Here is a 24315-nt window from a genome sequence, read left to right on the forward strand (position 1 = left end):
TCGCGACTAACCAGCAGCAGTACGGTCCAGAATCGCGGGAATGACGCCCCCGCGCCGCAGGAGTTGCTCGTCCTGTTCGGTCTCGGCCGCAACGACCGTGATGAACACCAGTTCGGTGCCGTCTCTGCGTAACAGAGTCACCGTCACCTCACGGGTATGGAGGTCGTGCGGTAGCGCGGCGACCCTAATACGGTCCCCGGGAACGCACAGTGCGAGCGCATCGGCGGCGTCGGATGGAACGATGAGTGGCAGGACACCGACTCCGATGAGGTTGGAGCGATGGATGCGCTCGAAACTGCGCGCGAGGACGGCGCGCACCCCGAGCAACCGGACGGCCTTCGCGGCCCAGTCGCGTGAGGAACCCATCCCGTAACGCTCGCCGGCGACGATGACCAGGGAGTTCCCGTCAGCGCTGTATCGTCGGGCTGCGGTCAGCAGCGGCATGACGTCGCCACTGGGGCTGTGCACGGTGTGCGCGATCGGCGCGTCGGGGGCCAGTGCGTTGCGGACGCTGCGGTTGTGAAATGCGCCGCGTACCATGAGCTCCCAATTTCCGCGACGCGATGCGAAGACGTTGAGGTCATCGCGGGAGACTCCCCGCTCGACCAGGTAATCCGCGGCGGAACTGTGTTTGGGTATGGCGCTGGCAGGGGAGATGTGGTCGGTGGTGATGTCGTCGCCGAGCACCAGCAACGGATAAGCGGTGAAGTCCCCCAGAACATTGTCCGCGAACTCCCGGTCGGCGAAGGGCGATGGACGCAGGGCCGTCGAGTCGGGATCCCAAGGAAACATTGGACCGGTCGGAGCCTCGATTGCGTCCCAGGCAGTGTTCGCCGACGCCGACGCGAAATCGTCGAGGACGTCCTGGGGTCGTCGTGCCGCAGCGAGGATGCGGTCGATCTCGGTGGCGTCAGGCCAGATATCCGACAGGTGAACCGGATTGCCCTCGGTGTCGACGCCCAGAGGCTCGGTGGTCAGATCGATCGAGGCGTCGCCGGCCAAGGCGTAGGCGATCACCAGTGGCGGCGACATCAGCAACCCCAACTCGAGATCGGGGTGCACCCGACCGGGGAAGTTGCGGTTGCCCGAGAGCACAGCGACCGGGGTACGGACGCCGGTGTCCACGGCGCGAGCAACGGCGTCTAGCAGGCCGCCGGAATTACCGATACACGTTGCGCAGCCGTAGCCGACGATGTCGAAACCGACTGCGGCGAGATCGTCGATCAGCTCTGCGCGGTCGAGAATGCTTGCGGCGGAGGGTGATCCGGGTGCCAGGGAGGTCTTGACCCACGACGGTGTGGTGAGTCCGCGCTGGCGTGCTCTTCTGGCCAACAGGCCGGCGGCTATCAGAAGTCGCGGATCGGAGGTGTTGGTGCAGCTGGTGATCGATGCAATGGCGACCGGGAAGTCCGGCAGAGGGCCGCCGTCGTTCGTCGGGGGCGCTCCATCCCGCGTTATGGCATCTCGTGCGGCCGAAAGCGGCATCAGGTCTTGTGGGCGGCGCGGTCCGGCGACGGAGGTCTCGATGAGCGAGAGATCGATGGTGATGGATCGGGTGTAGTCCGGAATTGCATCGGGGTCGAACCACAGCCCGGACCGCCGGACGACGGTATCGACAAGAAGGCAATGACGCTCGGTTCGTCCTGTGTCGGACAGGTATTCGAGAGCATGCTCGTCCACCGGGAAGTAGCCGGTGGTGGCACCGTACTCGGGTGCCATGTTCGCAACGACCGAGCGGTCTCCGACGGTCAACGACGACACCCCGGGCCCGTAGAACTCGACGAATTCACCCGTGACTCCGATCTCGCGCAGTCGGTGGGTCACCGTCAGGGCGAGGTCGGTCGCCATGACCCCGGGCGGCATGGTGCCGGTCAACCGGACGCCGACGACGTCGGGAATCTGCAGCGTGGTGGGCATGCCGAACATGACAGATTGGGCTTCGAGCCCTCCGATTCCCCAGGCCAAGACGCCGAGTCCGTTGATCATCGGGGTGTGAGAGTCGGTTCCGAGCATCATGTCCGGCACTGCCCAGTCGACACCGTGTCGATGTTCGACGGTGACCACTGTGGCGAGTTGTTCGAGATTGATCGTGTGCATGATGCCGGTGCCTGGCCGGCTGATGTGCACCGTCTTCATTGCCTTCGATGCCCAGGCGAGAAAGCGATAGCGCTCGCCGTTGCGACGCATGTCGTGGGCGAGATTGATGCCGGCGGCGTCGCCCTGCGCGAAGGCTTCCACGGCGAGGGAATGATCGACCGACACCTCGACGGGGAGGACCGGAGTCAGCGACGTCGGGTCACCGCCGCGGGCGGCCACGACGTCACGCATCGCGGCGATGTCCACCAGCGCCGGCGTGCTCGTGGTGTCGTGCATCATCAGACGGCCCGGCAGGAACGGGATTTCGGCGGTGCTGGAGCGGTTTTCGAGCCAGGACTGTAGGTCGCGAAGCGCACGTGCGCCGACCTCGGGTGATCCGGTCCGAAGGACGTTTTCGGCGAGCAGGCGTAGAACTACCGGCCACCTGCGGTAGACCTCCGTCCCGACCGTGGCTTCGACGTCGACGATGGTCAAAACTCGGCCGTCGTCATCGGTGATCGTCGCCGTCGAATAAGAGGTCATCATCTCACTATAGGTTATAACCTATAGCCTCAGTGTTAGAGTCCGAGTCGACGGTTGTTCACCTGTGCCGAGGGAAGGCCCGCAGAATGGTTTATCCCGATACCGCGTTCACCAAGACCGATTACGCGTACGCGCAGCTGCGGACTCAAATCCTCACCGGAGATCTCGAGGCGGGATCGGTCATCGGCCAGGCGAAATTGGCCGCAGAACTGGGGGTGAGCACGACACCGCTGCGAGAAGCGATCCGACGGCTCGCAGCGGAGGGAATGATTTCACTCGAAGCGCACCGCGACGCGCGGGTAACCCCGGTCTCCGCCGAGGAGGCTCGCCATCTCTACCAGGTCCGCGAGAGCCTCGACCCGCTCGCGACATCGTTGGCGGCGCAAAATCGAACGAACTCCGACATCTCGAACATCGAGCTCGCGCTCGGCAGGCTCGAGCCCATTACCGATGCGGGGGATCTCGACGCACTCCTGCGTCACCGTGAGTTCCATCGCGCCGTCTACCGAGCGTCCGCAAACCCGGTTCTGATCGACATTCTCGAGCGGCTGTGGGACAAGGCCGACCGCTACCGGCTCGTCGGCCTTCGGCACGGCGGAGATTCCACCCGTGATCGCGCACGGGTCGAAGCCGAGCACCGTGCGATCTACGAAGCCGTCGCCGCCGGAAATGCTGATGTTGCAGCGAAATCGATGACCGAGCACATCCGTCGCAGCCTCGGTAGGCGAGCAATCGTCGCGCTCGCAGACGTGCCCTCGCCGTGAGGTCCAGGACGGGTTCATGCCCGCGCGGCGACCGCTGGCCACTCACGCGGAAATGGCACCACGTCGAGTGCTCGTTGCGACACCGCTGTGTGCGCTGCTGCCGCGTGCAGGATCCCGGACCGTACGACGACGGCTTTGCTTCGAACCATAGATTCGACCAACTCGCTTGACAGCGATTCAGGGGAGGTACGCAGCAGGCGCGCAGCGTCTGTCAACCACATCCGTCGATTCAGGTACTCGTCGACGTCGGCGACGGTGATCCCGCCGCGAATCATCAACGCAAAAGCGAATATTCGGCGTATTCCGTACCAGACCGCACCGTCCGGATCGTCGACGAGGCGATCGGCCCGGCGTAGTGCGTTGTCGAACGCGGCGACGGGATCAACCGGAATGCAGCCGTGCGCAGGAATCACGGTCCGCGGCATCAGCTGCGCGAGTCTCCGGAGCGAGGATGCTGCCACTGCAGCGACGTCCGGTCCGTCCTGGGCCCGATCGACCCATCCGACGTCGTAGTCCGACAGTGCATCTCCCACGATCAGCACTCGCTCGTCCGGTTGCCACAGGGCGATATGTCCGGCGGTGTGACCGGGGGTGAGCACCACCTGCCAATCGGTATCGCCGAGGCGTAGGACGGTCTCGCCCGTCAGCGGCTCGTCCACGGTGTACGGCGCAACGGGCTGATCGAGGTATTCGGCGGAGCAGCATCCCGGGTCCCTGCGCGCGAGCGCGTCGGCATCCGGGACGCTGGCCGCAATACCTGCGCCCCTCGCCTGCAAGAGCCCGTTGGCCCCCACATGGTCGGAATGCCAATGTGTGTTCACCACGCGGTGCAGGTGCCGGGTGTGCTCCTGTACCAATGCGGCGGTGTCTTCTGCATGCGCGACGAACCCACTGTCGACGAGTGCGGGCGTCGCCCCGTCGATCAGCAGTAGGTTCGAGTCGGGGAACGGACGCTGGTGCCAGATCAGCCAGTCCGGCAGCAGGCCTTGATCATTCGCCACGACTCACCACTCGGCGGGCCTGCCCTTGAGCTGTTCCCAGTAGCGACGATGCGCGCGGCGGGACCCCTCGCTGGTCATGCCGGCCGCAAGTTCGGCTACGTCGAGTGGATCCGACAGTGCGGCGATATCGCGCAGAGCGGGTGCTTGCAGGGCGCGCTTGGTGTACGCGTAGTTGCCGATGCAGTCCTCGGGAGTCGATTCGGCAATGGTCACCGCCCGGTCGACAAGCTCGTCTGCCGCGGCCAGTTCGTGGACGAAACCCAAACGAAGCGCGTCGTCGGTTCCGTATATCTCTCCCTGCAGACACGCCCGTGACGCGACGGGCTCACCCCACGCGTAGGCGAGCATTCGGAGGTACACCGCGGGCATCGGGATTCCGATTGGGACCTCGTTGATTCCGAATTTGGCACCCTCGTTGACTGCCACTCGCCGGTCACACACAGCAGCGGTGATCAAACCGCCTGCGAACGCATGGCCGTTGACCGCTGCCACGGTGGGGCGCGGATAGGTGAAGAGCCGCATGTTCGTGGCGCGGTAGTCCTGGAACCAAGAGGCGACGGTGTCGGTGTCGCCCGCGAACAGAGGGAAGTGCTCACCGAGGTCGAGTCCTGCCGAGAACCGGGTGCCGGTGCCGGTCAATACGACGGGAGAGTCGGTGTGCTCGCGTTCGAGCTCGTCGAACGCGTCGTGCAGGTCGGCGAAGAATGCTCTGTTCTGTGCGTTGACGGGGTTGGTGTTCATGGTGACTACGGCAACGCGTCCACGTCGTTCGATGGTCCAGCTCATGTCGTTTCCTATCCGATTGCTGCAGTGTGGGGATCGGTAGTGGTGGCGATGCCGAGAATGTCGCGAGCACGCTCGCGCATCTCGGCCTTGCGAACTTTGCCGCTGACGGTCATGGGGAATTCCTCGACGCAGTGCACGAACCGAGGGATCTTGTACCTTGCGAGTTTGCCCGTGCAGAACGCGCGCAGGTCCTCGGCATCGATCGGTGCCGCACCGGCCCTCAGACGAAGCCACACCATCAGTTCCTCGCCAAACTTGTCGTCCGGAACTCCGATGACCTGGGCGTCGAGAATGTCGGGGTGGGTGTAGAGAAACTCCTCGATCTCTCGGGGATAGACGTTCTCCCCGCCGCGAATGACCAAGTCCTTGATACGCCCCGTGATAGAGACGAAGTGGTCGTCGTCCATCACAGCAAGGTCCCCGGTATGAATCCACCCGTCGGCGTCGATGGTTTCGGCTGTCTTGTCGGGTTGGTTCCAATAGCCCAGCATCACGGAGTAGCCCCGTACACAGAGCTCGCCGGGCTCGCCGCACGGCACCGTGTCGCCGCTGACCGGATCGATGATCCTAAGCTTCACGTGAGGGTGCGCGCGTCCGACCGTGGACACCCTGCGCTCGAGGGGATCGTCGGCCGCCGTCTGTGTCGACGCGGGTGAGGTTTCGGTCATGCCGTAGGCGATCGCGACTTCGGGCATCCATCGGCAGATCTGCTTCATGACCTCGACCGGGCACGGTGAGCCGGCCATGATGCCGGTTCGGATCGCAGAGAGATCGAAGGTATCGAACCCGGGTACCTCCAGCAGGGCTATGAACATGGTCGGCACGCCGTACAGGGAGGTGCACCGCTCCTGCTGACATGCCTTCAAGGTTGCGGTCGGATCGAACGCGGGAGCGGGGATGACGACGCACGCACCGTGCGCTATCGCGCCGAGATTGCCCATCACCATTCCGAAGCAATGGTAGAAGGGCACCGGCACGCAGATCCGGTCCTGCTCGGTATAGCCGACCATGTTGCCGACGAAGTATCCGTTGTTGAGGATATTGCGGTGAGAGAGCGTGACGCCTTTCGGGAATCCGGTTGTCCCCGAAGTGTATTGAATGTTGATGGGGTCGCTCGCGTCGAGAGCGCCTTGTCTGATCGCCAACAGCTGCGCCGGGAGGTGGCTTCCGTGTGTCAGGAGGTCCGCCCACTGATCCGTTCCGAAGTACACCACCTGTTCGAGGGCCGGGGACTTCGGTGCGGCCGAGGCGAGCATCGCGGCGTAGTCGGACGACTTGAACGACGGCAACGCGAACATCGTGCTGATGCCGGATTGGGACAGTACGTATTCGAGTTCATGGGTCCGGTAGGCGGGGTTGATCGCCACCAATATCGCACCCGCTTTGGCTGCGGCAATCTGCACGATCGTCCATTCAGGGCAGTTCGGTGCCCAGATGCCGACCCGATCGCCTGCCTGAACACCGAGATCGATCATCGCCGACGCCAGTGCATCGACATCGGAACCCAATGTTGCGTACGTCCAGCGGCGACCGGACTGCACATCCACCACAGCTTCTCGATCAGGGAAGGACGTCACGGTGCGGTCGAACGCGTCTCCGATGGTGTCGTCGAGCAGGGGCGTGTCGGTCGGTCCAGCGGCATAGCTCGGTTGCGTGGTCATGTGTGCTCCTCCGTTCACACGATCAAATGTGACCCAGAGAACTGCCATGCGGCACCCCCGAAGGGAGGTCTGCCGCCCGCACCCCCTTTCGGAGGTACAGGATTGCCCCACTGTGACCGTACTCACTACTGTCGGAAACAGAACCCCCGAGGAGGTGAACGAATGGACAGCCCGTTCGAGCCTGCACTGCCGATCGAGCGGCGGATTCTTGCCCGGTCGCTCGAACAACTCCGCCGTCAGGCAGGAATGGATATGGTCTTCGGGGGTCCGGTGCACCGGGGTGCAACGGCGATGGAGATCACCGATCTTGCCGGAGTGCGTACCCGGTCTGCCGTCAATCTCGTTGTGCGAAACGGCGAGGGTCTCGGCGGCAAAGCGCTACGGCTTGCGCGTCCGGTCTCGGTCGCAAACTACTTCTCCGCGCAGGGAATCACCCACGTCTACGACCACGCGGTGCGGCCGGAGGCAATCGAAACTCTCGCTGCGCTACCGATCGTCGTCGATCGCACTCCGCGCATCCTGGTATACCTCGCCGCTCGTACTCACGTGCCGCTGGGGGATCGATGGTTCGACAGCTTCACACCGTTGATCAGACGCATCGAGCGCGACATCGCCGTCGAAGACGAAGTCAATCGCCGGATGGCTCTTCTCAGGACCCGTGCTCAGCCGGACCAGGCGACCCTCAGTCGCGCCGATATGTTCGACATAGCGCAAGAGCTCACCAATCTTGCGGTCGCCGTCGATGACGCCACCTTGCGTATGCGATTAGAGGCCATCGGTAGCCGCTTCGCACCGATCTTGGTACCCGCCCCGTCCTCGACGCCCGCGGTGTCGTTGCGGCCTCGCGAAGTCGACGTCCTCACCGAGATCGCCCGCGGCTCCAGCAACAAGGACGTCGGGGAGACTCTGGGTCTGCTTCCCAACACCGTCAAGTCCTACCTCAAGAGTGCGATGCGCAAGCTTCACGCCGGCAACCGCATGCAGGCCGTGCTGATAGCCCGCGAGCGTGGTCTCATCCGCTGACACAAACTACCCCCGAAAGGGGTTACGAGAGAGCGCGACCCACTTTGGGGGGTTCTCGACGGATGTAATGACGCTCACACTTCTCCTCGTACACAGCCCGCCGGTCATCGGACTGCCAGGGCCCGTCGAGCAGGAGATTTTCATGTCCAGAATGATCGACCCGGTAGGCGTGCCCCCTGCCACCCCCATGCGCCGCGTCGCGATAGCGAGCTGCACCGGAACCACGATCGAGTTCTACGACTTCTTCATCTACGGCACGGCCGCGGCCCTGGTGTTCCCGAAAGTCTTCTTTCCTGCACTCGGCACTGCGGCCGGCACGGTCGCCTCTTTTGCGACCTTCGCGGTCGCGTTCATTGCACGCCCACTCGGCGCGGCTATATTCGGACATTTCGGTGACCGAATCGGCCGAAAGAAGACTCTGATCAGCACCCTGTTGCTGATGGGTATCGCCACCGTTCTCATCGGTTGTATCCCCAGCGCGTCCTCGATCGGGATCGCAGCACCGATCATTCTGGTTGTACTCCGCGTCGCGCAAGGTCTTGCGGTCGGTGGTGAGTGGGCCGGCGCAACCCTGTTGGCCACCGAGTACGCCCCGAAAGGGAAACGGGGGCTCTACGCGTTGTTCCCGCAACTCGGTCCATCGCTTGCTTTCGTCCTCTCCAGCGGAACCTTTCTGATCGTGAACCTGTTCGTCGGAGAGACCTCGAGTGCTTTCCTCGATTACGGCTGGCGAATCCCCTTCCTGGCCAGCGCACTTCTCGTCCTCATCGGGCTCTACGTCCGCTTGAAGGTCGAAGAAACCCCCATGTTTGCTCGCCAGGCTCCGCGCCAGGGATCGGCGACCGGGCCACTGATCGGGGTGTTCAAGAATCAACCGCGCGAACTGTTGCTCGCCGCGGGTGCGCTGTCGATGATGTTTGCCTTCTTCTACATCGGTACCGCCTACCTCACGTCATACGGCACCGCCACCCTTGGCCTGAGCCGCACCGCCGTCCTGTCTCTGGGGCTGCTCGCCGCTCTCGTATTCGCAGCTGCCACAGCGCTTGCGGCCACGTACTCGGATCGGGTCGGGCGTCGCAGGATGGTGTTGGGATCGTGCCTGCTGTCGATCCCTGGGGGCCTGTTGTTGTTCCCGCTCATCGACATCGGCTCACCCTTGGCGTTCTTCGCCGGTCTCACTCTGGCCTTGATCATCATGGGAATCTCCTACGGCCCCGCCGGTGCTCTGCTGCCGGAGATGTTCAAGACCGAGTATCGCTACACGGGTGCGGGCATGGCGTACGCCATCGCTGGCGTCGTCGGCGGCGGAACCGCCCCGACACTTGCTGCAGAGCTGGCCAGTCGATACGGCAGTCACGCTGTGGGATGGATGCTGACCGGCTTCGGCGTCTTGAGCCTGATCTGCGCGTCGTTTCTCCCCGAAACACGCCACCGCCCAATGGAACAGAGCGGAAACGAAGCAGCGCCTTCACGATCTGCACAGGTTTAGACCACACCCTTACTGCACAGAGGCCTGTGACGAGCCAAAGGAAAGTACTTGTTCGACAACGCATTCACCCGAACCTTCGGCATCGAGCACCCCATTGTCTGCGGTGGTATGACGGCAGTCGGCAACGCCGATCTGATCGGCGCTGTGGCAAATACCGGTGCCCTTGGATTCATCACCGCCCTGACTCAGCCTTCGCCGGAGGCCTTGGTCAAGGAAATTATGCGGTGCCGGGACATGACCGACCGGCCCTTCGGCGTCAACCTGACGATTTTGCCCACCATCACCCCCGTTCCGTACGACGAGTACCGGGACGCCATCATCGCCGCCGGGATCACCATCGTCGAAACCGCGGGCGGAAACCCGCAACCTCACCTACCAGCATTCAGAGCAGCCGGCATAAAGGTCATCCACAAAGCAGTCTCGGTTCGACACGCAATCAAAGCCGAACAAGTCGGCGTCGACGCCGTCAGCATCGACGGCTTCGAATGCGCTGGCCATCCAGGCGCAGACGACATACCCGGCCTCGTCCTCATCCCAGCTGCCGCCCATGCCTTGACAATTCCCATCATCGCAAGCGGCGGAATCGCGACCGGCTCGGGCCTCGTGGCCGCGCTCGCTCTGGGCGCTTCGGCAGTCAATATGGGAACGCGGTTCATGGCCACCACCGAAGCCCCGATCCACGACAACGTGAAAAACCAGATCGTTCGAAACACCGAACGTGACACGGTGCTCGTGTTTCGCGAATTCGACAACACAGCACGCGTGGCACGAAACGCTGTGTCCGAAAAAATTGCCGATATATCCAAACGTACCGGAGCAACTTTCGCGGACGTCGCAGCTCTGGCTAGCGGTGCACGCGGCCGCGAACAGGTATATGGCAACGGGAACATCGACGACGGGCTGTGGTGGGCCAGCCAAGCTCAAGGATTGATTCGTGAGGTCGCAAGCTGCGCAGAGGTAGTGCAAACAATTCTCGATGAGGCGCACAACATCATCGTCCAGACGCTCCCCGACCAGATCAGCCACTGACCCACCCACACGCAACAGCAGTCCACCTACGAAGGAACCGAACTATGACCAACACCGTCCTGGTGGCCGGGGCTCGTACTCCGATAGGCAAGCTCGCGGGTGCGTTGTCTTCGCTGAGCGCCGTCGACCTCGGTGCGCACGCAATCCGAAGCGCCCTGGGTAAAGCCAAAATCGATGCGTCCATGGTCGATGCAGTCATCATGGGCAACGTCGTGCAGGCGGGCGTCGGTCCGAATCCCGCCCGACTGGCCGCAGCTGTTGCGGGTATCCCGTTGTCCAGTCCGGCCGTCACGATCAACAACCTGTGCTTGTCCGGGCTGCAGGCGATCATCGACGCGAACCGACTCATCGAGTCGGGCGATGCAGACATCGTCGTCGCGGGCGGCATGGAGTCCATGACCAATGCACCGTATCTCGCGCGCGGTGCACGCACCGGATTCCGTTACGGTAGTGCATGTCTCGATGACGCGCTCGATCGCGACGCCCTTACCTGCGGGTTCGACGAGGTCTCCATGGGTGAAGCTACCGACCGCTACATGCAAGGCACCGATCTCGATCGTGCGAATCAGGACTCCTTCGCCGTTCGGTCACACACGCTCGCTGCCACAGCCACGAAGAACGGATCTTTCGGCGACGAGATCGTGCCAGTCGAGATCAAGTCCCGACGCGGTCCGACAACCGTCACTGACGACGAGGGCATCCGCGGCGGAACCACAGTTGAAGCGCTGAGCACGCTTCGACCCGCATTCCTGAAGGACGGAGTCATCACCGCTGGTTCTTCGTCGCAGCTGTCCGACGGCGCGGCCGCGGTCGTGTTGATGAGCAAAACCAAGGCTCAGAAGCTCGGGATCGATTCGCTCGCTGAGCTCGGTGCGTCTGCATTCGTCGCAGGCCCCGACACCTCGCTGCTTTATCAGCCCGCACAGGCGATCACCAAGGCCCTCCAAAAAGACGGCCTGAAGATCGGTGACTTGGATCAGGTGGAAATCAATGAAGCGTTCGCAGGCGTCGTCCTCGCTTCGGTGCGACAGCTAGGACTCGACATGAATCGAGTAAACATCAATGGCGGGGCGATCGCACTCGGACACCCTGTCGGGATGTCCGGTGCACGACTCGCTTTGTCGCTGGCCCACTCACTGAATCGTCGCGGTGGAGGCACCGGCGCTGCCGCCTTGTGCGGCGGCGGGGGGCAGGGGAACGCGCTACTGGTCCGCGCGCCAACGGACGGCGCGCGCCACGTATCCTCTGCGAGCCTGGGGGTTTACTGAAGATCTCAACGTCGCGGTCGGCATGCATCCACGGCTGAAATGCTGGGCGTCAACCCTTCTTGACGGTGCGATAACTGCACTCGGCGGCCTACCACATCCCGGCGTAAGGCGTCCCCCGCCGCACCGTCAATTTCTACTGACGGTGCGGTAACTGCTGCCGAGGCGATTGGCAGACTTCGCATCCCGATGGGTTCTGGTCAGGATCGTTGTAGTCGTCCGCTCCGGGTGTCCCGATCCGCCTGTGTCGGCCCAGGCCGGTACCGTCGCGCAGGTGGCACCGAGCCAGAGCACCGCGTGAGCGGGTACCGCTACCAGTGGGCGCTGTTCGCCGACTGGTGCGCTGCCGCCGACGTCGAGCCCCTACCCGCGACGCCAACCACATTGGCGGAGTTTCTCGACGGGAACCCTGCTGGCGAGACGGTGCAGTTGCGACGGGTCTCCGCCATCAACCACGTCCACCTCGATGCCGGCCACCCCGCGCCGGGTCGCGCGACTTCGCTCCGGTTGGCATTGGATTCTGCCCGCAGCGCAAGAACCACCAGATGCGCCGTGCAGTATCAGGTGATCGCGGCCGGACTACCGACCGATGGATCGACGGCGGCATTGTTCGGACGCCGTGACGCCGTACTACTTCTCTTGGCCGGAGCTGGTCTGTCGCACAGGGCGATTGCATCTCTAGACCGCGGCGAGATCACCATCGACGGGGAGAGTGTCTGGATCAGCGGCCACCACCGCATTCGTATCAACGCCCACGGCGTCACCGACTTCAAGCCGGTCGAAGTGTGGGAGCGGTGGCGCACGGTCTTGCAGTTTTCCGACCGATACCCCTCGACAACTCTGCTCGCAGAGCATTTGCAGGACAACAGGTTTCCCGAAATGTCTGCGTGGCCGATCCGATCGGGCCCGATCGCGGTCCCGATCGATCGATGGGGGCACATGCCCCTACCCGTCGCCGCGATGACTGCCGCCGAAATCGGATCGGTACTTGCCATGCACCGCGCCGGGAACGCACCGCTACACAACTCGCGCCTCCATCGCGTCGTCACCTCGCAGAATCGCTGGGACACCGAACAACCCCAGGTCGTCGACCCTACCGAGTTGGAGCGCTCAGTCGAGTTGGAGCGCTCAGTGGAACTCGATCCCGGGTACTACCGCTCAGGCGTCGATGCACGACGCCGCGCACATACCGCTTTGGCCGGCGTTCCCGACATGGTCGACGACGTCGAAGACCGTATCGAAATGCTCCTACAGCGCACACTCGACCTACTCGGTAACGAAACACTCTGAAAACCCTGGATGTCCGCGTAGGGATGAAGGCGAGCAACAACACTACCTATCGTCAAGAAAAGTTGACGACCACCTGATCCCGACAAACGACGAAGACGATATTCACGTCTGGCCGAGGTACGTGACCGGCACGGTGTCTTAGAACGGGTCAGGTGGACCGGTGTTCATCACCGCCATGATGTAGTCGCGGTCGGGTGGATCGGCAGGGTGTTTGTCGGCGATCGCGAACAACGACCGGTCAGGTTCGGGCGGGGTGCGTGCCTCGTCTCGGGCTGCGAGCCATTCTCGCCAGACGATGCGTTCGGCGCGGTGGCGCACGATGCGGGCGCGGATGGCCGACGTGAGGCCGTGACGATGGCCGATATCGTCGAGTTCGACCGGCCCCACACCGACGTGGGCGTTCTCGACCGTGAGCAGACCGGCAACGCGCAGATCGAGCAAGGCCTCGTACCCGCTGGTACGTCCGACCCCGACGGCTGTGAACAACTCGTCCGGGGTCAGAGGTTCTGCTGAGCTGGCCACTGCGTCGTAAAGGACGCGGTGACGCCATCCAATGACACTCCATGCCGGGTGTACCGATTCGACCTCTGCTAACCCTGTCGAAGTGTCGATGCCTGTCGCTCGTCCCGCGTGTGTGGGCACCAGCGCGTACCGGTCGGGGTTCTGACCCACTCCGCGCTCGATCAGCAACAGCGGTGAGCCTTCCATGTCGCGCAGCCGCTCCAGAACTGACCACACCGTCGATTCGGGAAGCATGCCGGCGGCGATGGACAGTGATCGCCCGCCTACACCGACGGTGGGAACGCCTTCCACTATCTGGCCTGACACTGCAGCAGCCCACGCCAATGCTTGAACGACGGCATGGGTAGTCCATCGGTCTCGTCGGTGAAGAAACTCCTTAGCAACCCAGGTTTGAGCGTGGGTAAGCCATGAGCAAAGTACTGGATCGTAGGTACCCCCTGTGTGCTTTTGCTTGTGCCCGGTATCCCGGACTGGTTCTGGGAGTGTTGATGTGGCCCAGTCGAGGGCGCGGGCAGCGTCGCGGCGGATGGCGCGTTCGGGTTGGGCGTAGCGGGCGTACGCGGCACGCACACCCACCCACGCGGGTTCGGTGACACGGGTGAGGATGTCGGCGGTGCTGGCGCCGGCGAGGACGGCGTGGGTGATGACGGACTGGCGTGCTTCCGAGCGGGAGAGCCAGCGGCGGGTGTCGATGCGGCCGGTGCTGGCGAAGTCGAGGACGCAGCGCGGCGGCGGGGTGGAGCGGCAGAAACGCGGATGTAACCGGGCGTCATCGCTGCTGCCGAGGACCCGTTCGGCGGACGTCTCGGCGCGGATGTGGGCGACGATCGGGCTTGTAGCCGCTCCGCCCGTTCCTCCGAGCAGAGCTTCGAGCCGCTGAAGTGTGCCGGCATCGGACCCGACTATCAGGATGTCGGACGCTGCCGCCGGGTCAAGATCGACGAGGGTTCTGTAGCCACCTTCTTTGCACTGCGAGCCCGGCACGGTGATGCAGCCGGTGGCGTCGTTTGTCATCGGTGTGATGTCCAACGTGGGAAGTCGCGCTGAGAGAAGGCGCAACAACGGCCGTACCTCGTCAGCAGTGACTGTTCTTCCCGGTGCCAGCGGTATCAGCACGTGTCGGCCGCCGCTGGTCGATTCGTCGACTACTGCGCGGCCGCCGCATTCGGTCAACCAAGCCAGCAGACGCGTCACGTCGGCGACAACGGCGGCGTGGCCGTGGTGTTTGGTGTCGAAGTCTAAGGCAACGACGCCGGCGCGACCGCGTGAGAACAACGGCACAGCCGATGGCAATGCCGGCCTTTTGACCGTCAACGGACCCGCCGACACGTATTTACGCGTCGTCGGGTCGTACAGCCTCATCGACCGGCGCGCAGCAATGGCCGGTGCGAATCGATGCCACAGCCGGTCCGCAGTCGCATCCGGATGGACGACACGAGCATTCAATCTTGTACCTACTTCAGGGCACGATGTACCCTGAGACATGTCCGCCAAGACAGTCCCTTCGGGGAAAAGCAACACAGAACGAGTTGCGAGCTAGTCACTCGCCTCTCTGACTTCAGAAACCCTCGGCCCGCACGCCGGGGGTTTTTGTCATCTCAAGGTGCTGCGCAGATTTAGTTGGTCGTATGACCCAAACGTCGGTTTGGGGTCAAGACAGCTACGCAGTCAACGGCAGCACCCCCTGCTCTTGCGCGCGATTCAGCTCGCGCGCAAGATCTTCCCGGTCACTAGCAATCGCAATAAGATCGGCAACGTACTGACTCAGAGACGTAGCGCCAGCCGAGCTCCGCTGTGCCTTGAGCGTGTCAATCAGCTCTGACGGCAGTCGGACAGTCAGCGACGTCCGGTCACCCTTACTGGGCATCGGCATGGCACGGCCTCCTTCGTCTTCGGTCCCAACCGGAGTCCATCCTGAACCAGAATCATTTTCGAAGCGCTGTGACACGCCGAGGAAGACACCGAGAATTACACCCCTGTCATTCAGACGGTCTCCATGCGTTACCCGGACCGCACTCAACTGATGCGTCAGACATGGTCGGCGACCAGTGTCCGTAAACGTGGGGGACACTGTCTGGCATGGAGATTGCCCAAACCATCTCGAAAACTCTGCCTCACCCGCGCTACCGGCTGCCGTTTGCCGGAGACGTCATTGGTCTCGATACCGCCAAGCCTGTTCAAAAAGAGATGGCAATGGCCACCGAACTCGGGGGGATCTACGAACGCAAGATTTTTGGCCACCGACTCGTGGTGGTCTCGGAACCCGAGCTTGTTGCGGAAGTAAACGACGAGAAGTACTGGGCCAAATTTCTTGCCCTGCCACATCGGAAGCTACGTGCCATCGGCGAAGACGGTCTGTTCACCGCGTTCAACTCAGAGCCGAACTGGCATCGCGCGCATGTCGTGCTCGGGCCGGCGTTCAGCAAAGCGGCCATGCGCGGTTACCACGAAGCCATGCAGCAATCAGTCAACGAACTTCGGACCTCGTGGGACGGCAGATCGGGTCCGGTAGACGCCTACGACGAGTGCTCGAAACTGACCTTCGACGTCATCGGGCGTTGCGCCCTGTCGCATGATTTCGGCTCATTTCGCCAGCCCGTACCCTTTGCGGACGCCATCGCCCGCGTCCTTCAATATGTCAACAAGTCATCGAACGATGTGCCGATCATCCGCTCTGTCCTAGGTCGACGAGCGACGAGGCAGCACGATGAGGACCTCCGGTTCATACGCCACACCGTCGACACCCTGATCGAACAGCGAATGGCCCAGCCCAACTCCAACAAAACGACTCCGGATCTGCTCGCACACATGCTCAACACGCCAGACCCCCATACGGGCGACAGACTGACACTGGAGAACATCCGCAATCAGATCATTACTTTCTTGATCGCGGGAAACGAGACAACAGCATCAACCATCGCCTTTGCGTTGCATTTCCTGAGCACCCGACCGGATGAGATGCAGCGGATACGCGCCGAAGTCGACGCCGTCACTCCGGATGGCACCGACATCGAGTTCGAGAACGTGCCCAAGCTGCGACGGACACGACACGTCGTCGACGAAACTCTCCGCCTGTGGCCCGCTGCACCCGGCTACTTCCGCAAGGCACGTGAGCGCGGCGCAACCTCACTGGGCGGATACGAGGTGCCCGAGGGATGGGTCTTTGTTCTCCTTCCACAGCTGCACCGCTCACCGGAGTGGGGGCCAGAGGCACACAACTTCGACCCCGACAGGTTCGCCACAAGCCAGGCAAGCGACACCAACCGCCGCATCTACAAGCCTTGGGGTACTGGTCTGCGAGCGTGTATCGGCCGCCAATTCGCCCTACACGAGGCGGTGCTTGCGTTGGCGTCCATAGCTCGTCGGTACGAGATTCGGGCAGACCCCGATTACCAGCTCGACGTACGCGAAGCAGTGACAATGAGGCCACATGGCGTCAGACTTTCTGTTTCGCGGCGATCGTGACTGTACCGTCGTCTGTCTAGGTCGATCAGGAAGGGGAACCTGTGGACATCGTGAACAGCTGGCACCTGGTGGAAACCCTGGTTCCAGGACAGATGACAGTCATCAGTACTGGGGGGAAGGTCCGAGATTGGACCAAAATCGATCGCTTGTCACCTGGGCCTGAGTTCGATCTGCATGGTTTTCTGGAACTCACACGCAGTTCTTGCGCCGAGCAAGATGTGCTCTTCAAAGGCCGTCGGCGTGAAGCTCGCATTCGCGCAGTACCAGTTCTAGGGCCGTCAGGGGAAACCCACGGCATACAGGTCTGGGTGGGGGACCCGGAGGTCGAACCCGACCCCGTGCGCACCGTTTCCGGAATAGCCTGGCTACTCGAACGCACCGTCATCGAGCAGACAGTCGAGGCTTCCGCAATGTCCGGCGTCTCTGCTGCTGATCACGTACCGGAACGAACCCCGGCTGAGTACAACGCCAAGGCCGTCAAATTCGATGGGTCCGAGGAATTATTCGCCCAGGCGCTGGTCCCTACACACGGTCAAAAGTGGGACGGCCCAATGTCCGTTCTCCACGCAGATGGCCGAATCATGCGTTGGCATTGCTGGGGCAGGGGGAGAACTGACCCTCCCAACGTCGGCCTCAGGCTGCTGTGGCACGACGTGACAGACACAACGGAACCCGACAAACCGACATTGGCTGAGCTGGGAATGCCGAGCGGCCTCGAGAGCGGTGGAACACGCATCGCTGTATTCGACGGCCGAACCGGGATTTTGACGATGTGGCTACCGGAAGCTCCAACCTGGGTGAAATGGCGCGATCTCACAAGCGGCTGCGGCGTGTTGCACGACGACGACCGGGCGACACTGTCAGATGCTCTAGAAAAGTGGACACACGATACGTCTCCCGTGTCAGCTGATGTACGCATCCGTGCAATCGACGGCGACGAGGTGACCGGCTGGAAGTGGCAGCAAACCCGACTCGAGCTACGGCCCTACCCCGGACAACTTGGTGACCGGCTGGTCCTTGCGGTGCTCCCCGCGCTACAACCTTCCGAGCAGCCGCTCGAGGTTCCCACTCCCTGACAGATCGTGATAGCTTCGCCCCCGGCACCTTCCACTCTCCCCAAGAGTTGAAGACTTCCTGTCGGCCGCATGGCCCTCAGACGCAGCCTTTGAGCACCACGTGGAACACATTTCACGTGGCTAACAAGCACGCGTCTTGGAGCCAGAATGTCAACCCAGAGTCAAATTAGCAGTCAGGCCGGTTCGCCCCGTGGCCGCTTCCGCACACGCTCGTATGCCTCACTGACCCGTTGCGCCGGGTACCCCAACGCTTCCGCTATCTGGCGGGCGACCGGCGCGCTCAGCTTGCTCTGCCCGCGCTCGAGCGCCCCGATGTACTGGCTACTAACGCCGATTTCGCTCGCGAGCATCCCCTGGGTCAGCCCCCTGGATATTCGCAGATCACCGAGGTACTCCTCGTCCTCCGGCACTGAGACGAAATCGCTGATCTCACTCCCAAATTCCTTAGCGCATCGAGCAAGAGTGTCAATACGGGGATGGGACTGGCCTCGCTCCCACTGTGAGTACGTCGTCAAGGCCACTCCGAGAACGCGCGCAACCTCGGCACCACTCAGCTTGAGTTCAATTCGTCGTGCCCGCAGCTTGTCAGGTGCGAAACCACGCAACCGACGCCTCACCGATGGAACCTCACGAGAGGACACGATGCCACTTGTCCCAATTCGGTAGCACATAAAGCATGTTTCGATGCTATTGTATAGAGACAGTTGTTTAGACGATGCAATCGAAGTTCGCCCCTGGGCGTCGACAGAGCAAGATTCGGCTTACGGGCGCACACCGCATCAACCGCAGCGTCTACGCATCACTGATACTCCACAGAAAGTGAGAAGCCAACTGGCACAGAGTAACTCGAATTAGCAGACTCCAGATGCGCCGTGATTGGTCGTCCCGAAACGCATCCGGAGTCCCCTCCACCTACAGAACAAAGCCCGATATCGGGCCCAACTTGTATCCGCAGGGGCTCTCCCAGCCTATGCGGATCTAGCAGAACCGCAATCGGATCGGAGACACCTATGACATCTGTCGCGCAACCGCGAACGTTACATCCGGGCTCCACCTGCAATCCCGGCACCGCCCTCTGCCCCTCGGTCAACGACCGTGTTGCGGGCCTGGCCGTGTGTTCGCTCCCAGCCGTGCCCCACCACAGCCACCACAGGCTGATCTGCGAAGAGACGGGCGCGGTGATTGGTGAATGGACTGACGCCAATGCGACGTTCCTGGAACCACTTCCACGGTCTCCGCTCTTCAGCCACGTGGCCTAGTACCCCCCAATCTCGACTGATGCCTGAAGAGGCGATCAGTCGCGAGGGTCTACGCGGCGAACTCACTGCACTGAGGCTCCCGTGTAACCCCTCAGTTGGTGGACCGGCGCGAGGGTCGCACGGTGACGCTTCGACCTCATCGTGTGCCGAACTGCGCGACCCCGCCGGGACGTCGAACACACTCCCACCCCTCCACTTACAGAAAGGAACACGACCGATGCCTTGGATCTTCTCGCAGCTTTGGTTCTGGCTCGGCCTGCTGGGCTGAGCTCTCGTGGATGCCAGCGTGCAACGGACGCGCGCTGGCATCCACTCCCAAGGCATCACCCGTCGTCTGCGCTGAGGGATCACCCGAAGGCTGACCCTCGTTTTCGGTCGCTTTCTCAGCGCGGACGGTGGTGGTTCCACCATCAACCACTCCTGTCACACCACCCAATACCGCTGCATCGCAGCGGCTTACGAAAGGCACATCCGCACAATGTCTCCTCAGCAAGGAATCGGTGGGCGTCACCGCCGCCGCAGGGACCGGGCTCTCGTTCTGACTGCCGTTCCTGTGGCCGTCGCCCTCGCGTGGGGCACCGCGACCGCACACGCGGCACCGCAGGACTTCGTGACCGCACCCGACACCGCACAGTCCGTAACCACCGACACCACCCCCGTCGCACCGCCGCCCGCCCCGACCCAGGAACGCCAGTTCCTGCCCGGCTACCAGGCCTCACCCCAGGTGCAGCAGTCCCAGTGGCGTAGCTACAACGACTACAGGTCCGGCAACCAGCAGTCCTCGTACCAGACCACCTACTACGAGCCCGCTCCCGCGCCGCAGGCCGCTCCGACCGATGCACCGCCTGCCCTGCAAGCGGCCCCGCCGCCCCCGCCGCCGGTTCCGACGGTGCAGCGCAAGGTCATCGCCCCGATCGACGCGCCCGAAGGCTATGTCCTCGTCGGCGGCGAACTCGTCCCATACGACCCGAACCTGCTCGACCCGAACCTGGTCGAGCAGTTCAACAACACCGGAGCCGCAATCCAGGCCGACGGCGGAAACTGGCTCGTGGACAACGGATTCGCCGACGCCTCCCGCGCGGACCGCATCGCCGCAGGCACCATCACCGGCGTCGTCGCAGGCGGCGCGGCCGGCCTCGCCGCATCCGCCGTCCCGGCCGCAGTCATCACCGGTACCGCAGCCGCCATCGGCGGCGGACTCGGCGTCGCCGCCACCACAGGCACCGGAGCCATCGTCTGGGGCGGACCGGTCGGCTGGGTCTTCATCCCCGGTGCAGCCGCACTGGCCGGGGCAGGCGTGGGTGCCGCCTTGTCGGCACCGATCGTTCTCGGTCTGACCGGTGCAGGCGCTGCGATCGGCGGCGTTCTCGGTGCCACCGTCCTCGGCGGTGAGCAGCAGATCATCGAAGAGCCCGCGCCACTCCCGGCACCCGAGGCCGTCCCGGCACCCCCGGCACCCCCGGCCCCGCCGGTCACCGCCGCTCCGCTGGCACTGGATGCCCCCAGCGTTCAGAGCGCCATCGACGCCCCGGTGTGGACCGAACCGGCCTTCGAGCAGGCCGCGCAGTTCACCTCGACAGTGCTCGAGCAGCCCGCTGTGGCTGACACCGTCGCTGCGGTGAACACCGCCGTCGCACCGGTTCTCGACCAGGCGAACGCTGCCCTGGCAGGCCTGAACTCCGCGATCTGATCTCCGGGTGCAGCCCGACCGTACCGGTGGGCGGGCTGTATCCGAAGGTTCGATCCCGTTCCTGCACTTCGACACTCGGAAAGGCCCTGTTGTGGCACCTCGAGAGACCCCCGACGACAGCTCCGATGATTGGTTCGCCGACCCTATCGTCGCCGACACAGAGACTGCCGCTGCAGCGTCCGAGCGCAGACTGACCGTCCTGACCGACCAGCACCAAACCGACGCCGATCCCGACGACGACTGGTTCGCAAGCGACTCTGCGAACGACATGGACCCCGCCCGGCCAACGGACGGATACAGCTCCTTCGACGAACGGACCTCTCTACTTCGCACTGGAGGCCCCTACACCGCGCCCACGCCTCCGCAGTCCTGGTGGCGTCGCCACCGCTCCACTGTCGCCGTGACGACTGCCGTCACGGTCCTGGTCGGGGGAGGGTTGGGAGCAGCTCTGGTCCTCACCGGCGTCGATGACGAACCGCAACCACCGCCTGTACTGCTGCCCGACGAGATTTTCACCACCACAACGGCTCCGACCTCGACTGCTCCCGCCGCAGCCGGTGCCGCCGCAGCAGATGTCACCTGGTGCCGAAGGCAAGCCGACGGTGACCCGGTCACCGAAGACAGCGACGATCCCGGCGCGGTGGCGATCTGGCGGTTCGAGAAGGCCTTCTACTTCGACCGCGACGGTGCCGCTGCCCGCGCCGCAGGGGCACCGGATGCGGTGATGGCGTCCGCACAGCGGCTCCAGACGGGCATCGACCAGCTCGAACCCGACATCGAGTTCTGCGTGCTCGCTGATCCGGTCGACGCCGGGATCTACGACGTCACCGTCGTCGAACGCGGCCCTGGCATCGACGGCCGGATGAGCCGCCAACGGATCACCACCACCAAGACGCAGGACGGCACGACGCTCATCTCCGCCATCGTCCCGCGCTGACCCCTATGACCAGGCACATCCGCTGGACCCCACCGAAGAAGAGAGAAGCCGTGCACACAACCATCGACCAGGTTCGTCGCCTCACTCCGCGCCTGCTCGCCGCCACCGCCGCGATGACGGTCGCGGTCTCCGCCAGCGGCGTCGCGGCCGCGCAGCCCTCCGCCGCACCCACCCCGTCCGGATCGGCGACCACCAGCCAATCCAGCACCGACGGCGACTGCCCGGTGCTGCATCTCGTCGTCGTCCCCGGTACCACCGAGATCGACGAGAACTCCTCACCCGACGCCGATTCCGGATTCTTCTCCCGGCTGACCGTCCCTGCGATGCGCGATGCGAACTCCGGCGACGGCCCAGCGCTCGAACGCAGCTACGTCCCCTACCCGGCGAGTTTCGGTGGCAAGCCCGGCGATCGCTCCGCCGTTCCCTACGCCCAGTCCGTCGACATCGGCGTCGAGAACACCACCAGGATGATTTCCGACATCGCCGCACGCTGCCCCGGCACCAAGGTCTTCCTCTCCGGCTACTCCCAGGGCGGCGAGGTCGCCTCCCAGGTCACCCGCGAAATCGGAGCAGGAACCGGCCCCGTCGACGCCGACCACTTCGCCGGCGCAGCACTGTTCTCCGACCCCACCCGAGCTGAAGGCGAAGACGTCATCGCCAGCGGGGGATCGGTCCCCGCCCCGGCACCGGGCACCAGCGGCGCAGCAGTGGACACCGTCCAACTCGCCCCGGCCGTCGCCGCAGCGGCACCAGCAGGTGGCGGTATCGCACCGACACCGAAGATCGCCGGATTCGGAGCAGTCTCGGACCGCGTCGCTTCCTACTGCACCGCAGGCGATCTCGCGTGCGACACACCCATCGACGCCCCCGCCGCGAAACTCGTGGCCTCCATCGCCGGGCAGTCCTCGATGGACACCCGCGACCCCGTGAAGATCCTCACCGACGTCTCCACCGCCGTCGGACGGACCGCCCTGATGACCGGTGCGTCGGTGATCAACGACAACATCGACTTCGACTCCAAGGCAGGACGATTCGAGGTCAACTCGTCGTCGGAGACCGTGCTGTCGAAGATGGCGAAGTACTCCGACCCCTCCGCCACCTCGACCGACGAGATGATCGACGAGGCCGTCGGTGCGGTCACCAAGATCGCGGGCATGGCTATCGGGGCGGCGATCACCGTCGCCAAGGACGTCATCACCCCCGAGACGATCGGCCAGCTCGCCACCGTCGGCCTGACCAACCCACCCGCAGCCCTCGGCATTCTCGCGACCAAGGTCCTCTCGTCCGCGGTCAAGCTCGTGCCCCCGGCGACGATCGACTCGGCCGTCGACGTCGCGTTCAAGGAAGTGTCGAACACCATCGACGAGAACGCCGGTCTCGCTCAGCTCGTCACCGACACCTCGTACTGGAACACCGCGACCAAACATGGCTCCTACGACAGTGTTCCGGTCGGATCCAAAGGTGAGACCCCGGTCGAGCTGACCGTGCGGTGGATCGTCGCACTCGCCGCTGACCTGACCGGCGATCAGTCTCTCGCCGACAAGGTCGGGGCAGTGATCAAGCAGGGTGCGTCGCTGTTCGCCACCACCGACACCGTCCGTAGCGCCGGAAGCATCCTCGCCGCCCACGCCACCGTCGGGGCCAGCGGGACCGCCACGACGACCTCAGCGGGCACCACCACCTCGGACGTTCCCGCCGCAGCACCCACGACCGTCTCGCCGACCACCACTCGGTGACCGAGAACGCCGGAGAAGGAGGTGCCCCCGACATGGCCGCACAACCAGCAGAGCACCGTGACTACTACCGAGACGACGAACCGTCGGTCACCCCGGCCGGACTGCGGATACCACCGCAATCCCGGCAGGCACCGATTCACGAAAAGCCGGTCGCGGTCCACGGTCGCCTGCCCGCGATGTGGCTCCTCGCCGCTCACGGACGCTCCGGCGCAGGCACACTTGCCCAGATCTGGGCCCCGGCGGGCGATGCCCGCCGGGGCTGGCCCGCCCGCGACCGCCACCCGCACGTCGTGGTCGTGTGCCGCACCGACCGGGACGGCCTCGACGCCGCCCACGATCTGCTCTTGCAAGCGGCCGCAGGTCTGACCGGCGGCTGCACCCTCCTCGGATTGGCGCTGGTTCCCGATGCACCCGGCCCGCTCCCGAAGACTCTGCGCAGGCGCGCCGACGTCGTCGCCTCAGCAGCTCCGGCGGTCTGGCGGATTCCGTACGTCGAGGATCTGCGTACCCACAGCCAGAGCGAGCTCGCGATCTGGACACCCACCGAACCCGACCCACCCCCACCGGGACGGATGCGGGCACCAGACCCCTCGACCACCACCCCGCACCACCAGCTCGCCGTGATCGGGCGGGAGATCTTCGCCGCCGCCCGCATCGCCGCAGGCCACTGAACCACAACACCTTTCACCGGAACAGAAAGAGA

General features: G+C 63.9%; 18 protein-coding genes. 12 read left to right on the forward strand and 6 right to left on the reverse strand.

Annotation, left to right across the window (positions count from 1 at the left end; genetic code table 11):
• Window positions 1-6: 6 nt before the first annotated feature.
• Entirely contained in the window at window positions 7-2619 is a 2613-nt protein-coding gene (gene acnA, locus CH302_RS28110; RefSeq protein ID WP_217902954.1) for an aconitate hydratase AcnA, read from the reverse strand.
• Between the two features lie 86 nt (window positions 2620-2705).
• Between acnA and CH302_RS28115 the strand changes: the two genes are divergently transcribed.
• Entirely contained in the window at window positions 2706-3383 is a 678-nt protein-coding gene (locus tag CH302_RS28115) for a GntR family transcriptional regulator (protein ID WP_094610739.1), read from the forward strand.
• 14 nt (window positions 3384-3397) lie between these two features.
• On the opposite strand, the gene CH302_RS28120 is transcribed toward CH302_RS28115, so the two are convergent.
• From CH302_RS28120 to CH302_RS28130, 3 genes are read right to left on the reverse strand one after another with little or no spacing between them, the layout of a single operon-like run.
• Window positions 3398-4384 (reverse strand): MBL fold metallo-hydrolase, encoded by a 987-nt coding sequence (locus tag CH302_RS28120; protein ID WP_217902953.1) that lies wholly within the window; start codon window positions 4382-4384, stop codon window positions 3398-3400.
• 3 nt (window positions 4385-4387) lie between these two features.
• Window positions 4388-5170 (reverse strand): enoyl-CoA hydratase/isomerase family protein, encoded by a 783-nt coding sequence (locus tag CH302_RS28125; RefSeq protein WP_094610738.1) that lies wholly within the window; start codon window positions 5168-5170, stop codon window positions 4388-4390.
• Window positions 5171-5178: 8 nt separating this feature from the next.
• Window positions 5179-6831 (reverse strand): AMP-binding protein, encoded by a 1653-nt coding sequence (locus tag CH302_RS28130; RefSeq protein WP_094610807.1) that lies wholly within the window; start codon window positions 6829-6831, stop codon window positions 5179-5181.
• A 162-nt stretch (window positions 6832-6993) separates the two neighbouring features.
• On the opposite strand from CH302_RS28130, the gene CH302_RS28135 reads away from it, so the two are divergent.
• From CH302_RS28135 to CH302_RS28155, 5 genes are all read left to right on the forward strand, one after another.
• On the forward strand, window positions 6994-7854 hold the full coding sequence (locus CH302_RS28135) for a helix-turn-helix transcriptional regulator (RefSeq protein WP_094610737.1): 861 nt from the start codon (window positions 6994-6996) through the stop codon (window positions 7852-7854).
• A 142-nt stretch (window positions 7855-7996) separates the two neighbouring features.
• Complete coding sequence (locus CH302_RS28140; RefSeq protein ID WP_176458348.1) at window positions 7997-9343, forward strand: MFS transporter; 1347 nt, start codon at window positions 7997-7999, stop codon at window positions 9341-9343.
• 48 nt (window positions 9344-9391) lie between these two features.
• Window positions 9392-10372 (forward strand): NAD(P)H-dependent flavin oxidoreductase, encoded by a 981-nt coding sequence (locus CH302_RS28145; RefSeq protein ID WP_094610736.1) that lies wholly within the window; start codon window positions 9392-9394, stop codon window positions 10370-10372.
• A gap of 44 nt (window positions 10373-10416) precedes the next feature.
• Window positions 10417-11640 (forward strand): acetyl-CoA C-acyltransferase, encoded by a 1224-nt coding sequence (locus CH302_RS28150; protein WP_094610735.1) that lies wholly within the window; start codon window positions 10417-10419, stop codon window positions 11638-11640.
• 294 nt (window positions 11641-11934) lie between these two features.
• The gene (locus CH302_RS28155) at window positions 11935-12927 is read left to right on the forward strand and encodes a hypothetical protein (protein WP_094610734.1); all 993 of its coding nucleotides are present in this window, start codon (window positions 11935-11937) and stop codon (window positions 12925-12927) included.
• A 138-nt stretch (window positions 12928-13065) separates the two neighbouring features.
• Here CH302_RS28155 and CH302_RS28160 read toward each other — a convergent pair whose 3' ends face one another.
• A complete protein-coding gene (locus CH302_RS28160; protein WP_094610733.1) occupies window positions 13066-14895 on the reverse strand; it encodes a hypothetical protein in 1830 nt (609 codons plus the stop codon).
• A gap of 633 nt (window positions 14896-15528) precedes the next feature.
• Between CH302_RS28160 and CH302_RS28170 the strand changes: the two genes are divergently transcribed.
• Window positions 15529-16914 carry a cytochrome P450 gene (locus tag CH302_RS28170; protein ID WP_176458347.1) on the forward strand — a complete coding sequence of 462 codons (1386 nt, stop codon included), beginning with the start codon at window positions 15529-15531 and terminating at the stop codon, window positions 16912-16914.
• Window positions 16915-16955: 41 nt separating this feature from the next.
• Entirely contained in the window at window positions 16956-17990 is a 1035-nt protein-coding gene (locus tag CH302_RS28175) for a GAF domain-containing protein (protein ID WP_255139170.1), read from the forward strand.
• Window positions 17991-18163: 173 nt separating this feature from the next.
• Here the strand turns inward: CH302_RS28175 and CH302_RS30930 are convergent, their stop codons facing one another.
• Window positions 18164-18661: a helix-turn-helix transcriptional regulator gene (locus CH302_RS30930; RefSeq protein ID WP_094610732.1), complete on the reverse strand. Its 498-nt coding sequence runs from the start codon at window positions 18659-18661 to the stop codon at window positions 18164-18166.
• 1066 nt (window positions 18662-19727) lie between these two features.
• Here CH302_RS30930 and CH302_RS28185 point away from each other — a divergent pair.
• The 4 genes from CH302_RS28185 to CH302_RS28200 all read left to right on the forward strand — a co-directional run bounded on the left by CH302_RS28185 (window position 19728) and on the right by CH302_RS28200 (window position 24283).
• Window positions 19728-20939, forward strand: coding sequence for a hypothetical protein (locus tag CH302_RS28185; RefSeq protein ID WP_255139173.1), 1212 nt, complete (start codon window positions 19728-19730; stop codon window positions 20937-20939).
• Window positions 20940-21030: 91 nt separating this feature from the next.
• Window positions 21031-21876, forward strand: coding sequence for a hypothetical protein (locus tag CH302_RS28190; RefSeq protein ID WP_094610731.1), 846 nt, complete (start codon window positions 21031-21033; stop codon window positions 21874-21876).
• Window positions 21877-21926: 50 nt separating this feature from the next.
• Complete coding sequence (locus tag CH302_RS28195; RefSeq protein ID WP_255139175.1) at window positions 21927-23612, forward strand: cutinase family protein; 1686 nt, start codon at window positions 21927-21929, stop codon at window positions 23610-23612.
• Between the two features lie 32 nt (window positions 23613-23644).
• On the forward strand, window positions 23645-24283 hold the full coding sequence (locus CH302_RS28200; protein WP_094610802.1) for a DUF6668 family protein: 639 nt from the start codon (window positions 23645-23647) through the stop codon (window positions 24281-24283).
• Window positions 24284-24315 lie beyond the last annotated feature (32 nt).

The sequence above is a fragment of the Rhodococcus sp. 15-2388-1-1a genome (assembly GCF_002259145.1).
In the GTDB taxonomy this organism is placed as follows: Bacteria; Actinomycetota; Actinomycetes; order Mycobacteriales; family Mycobacteriaceae; genus Rhodococcoides.

Coding starts and splice junctions, on each gene's coding strand:
- acnA (WP_217902954.1), bottom strand. CDS start 2,619: ATGACCTCTTATTCGACGGCGACGATCACCGATGACGACGGCCGAGTT.
- CH302_RS28140 (WP_176458348.1), top strand. CDS start 7,997: ATGTCCAGAATGATCGACCCGGTAGGCGTGCCCCCTGCCACCCCCATG.
- CH302_RS28185 (WP_255139173.1), top strand. CDS start 19,728: ATGTCTCCTCAGCAAGGAATCGGTGGGCGTCACCGCCGCCGCAGGGAC.
- CH302_RS28200 (WP_094610802.1), top strand. CDS start 23,645: ATGGCCGCACAACCAGCAGAGCACCGTGACTACTACCGAGACGACGAA.
- CH302_RS28135 (WP_094610737.1), top strand. CDS start 6,994: ATGGACAGCCCGTTCGAGCCTGCACTGCCGATCGAGCGGCGGATTCTT.
- CH302_RS28130 (WP_094610807.1), bottom strand. CDS start 6,831: ATGACCACGCAACCGAGCTATGCCGCTGGACCGACCGACACGCCCCTG.
- CH302_RS28150 (WP_094610735.1), top strand. CDS start 10,417: ATGACCAACACCGTCCTGGTGGCCGGGGCTCGTACTCCGATAGGCAAG.
- CH302_RS28125 (WP_094610738.1), bottom strand. CDS start 5,170: ATGAGCTGGACCATCGAACGACGTGGACGCGTTGCCGTAGTCACCATG.
- CH302_RS28115 (WP_094610739.1), top strand. CDS start 2,706: ATGGTTTATCCCGATACCGCGTTCACCAAGACCGATTACGCGTACGCG.
- CH302_RS28170 (WP_176458347.1), top strand. CDS start 15,529: ATGGAGATTGCCCAAACCATCTCGAAAACTCTGCCTCACCCGCGCTAC.
- CH302_RS30930 (WP_094610732.1), bottom strand. CDS start 18,661: ATGTGCTACCGAATTGGGACAAGTGGCATCGTGTCCTCTCGTGAGGTT.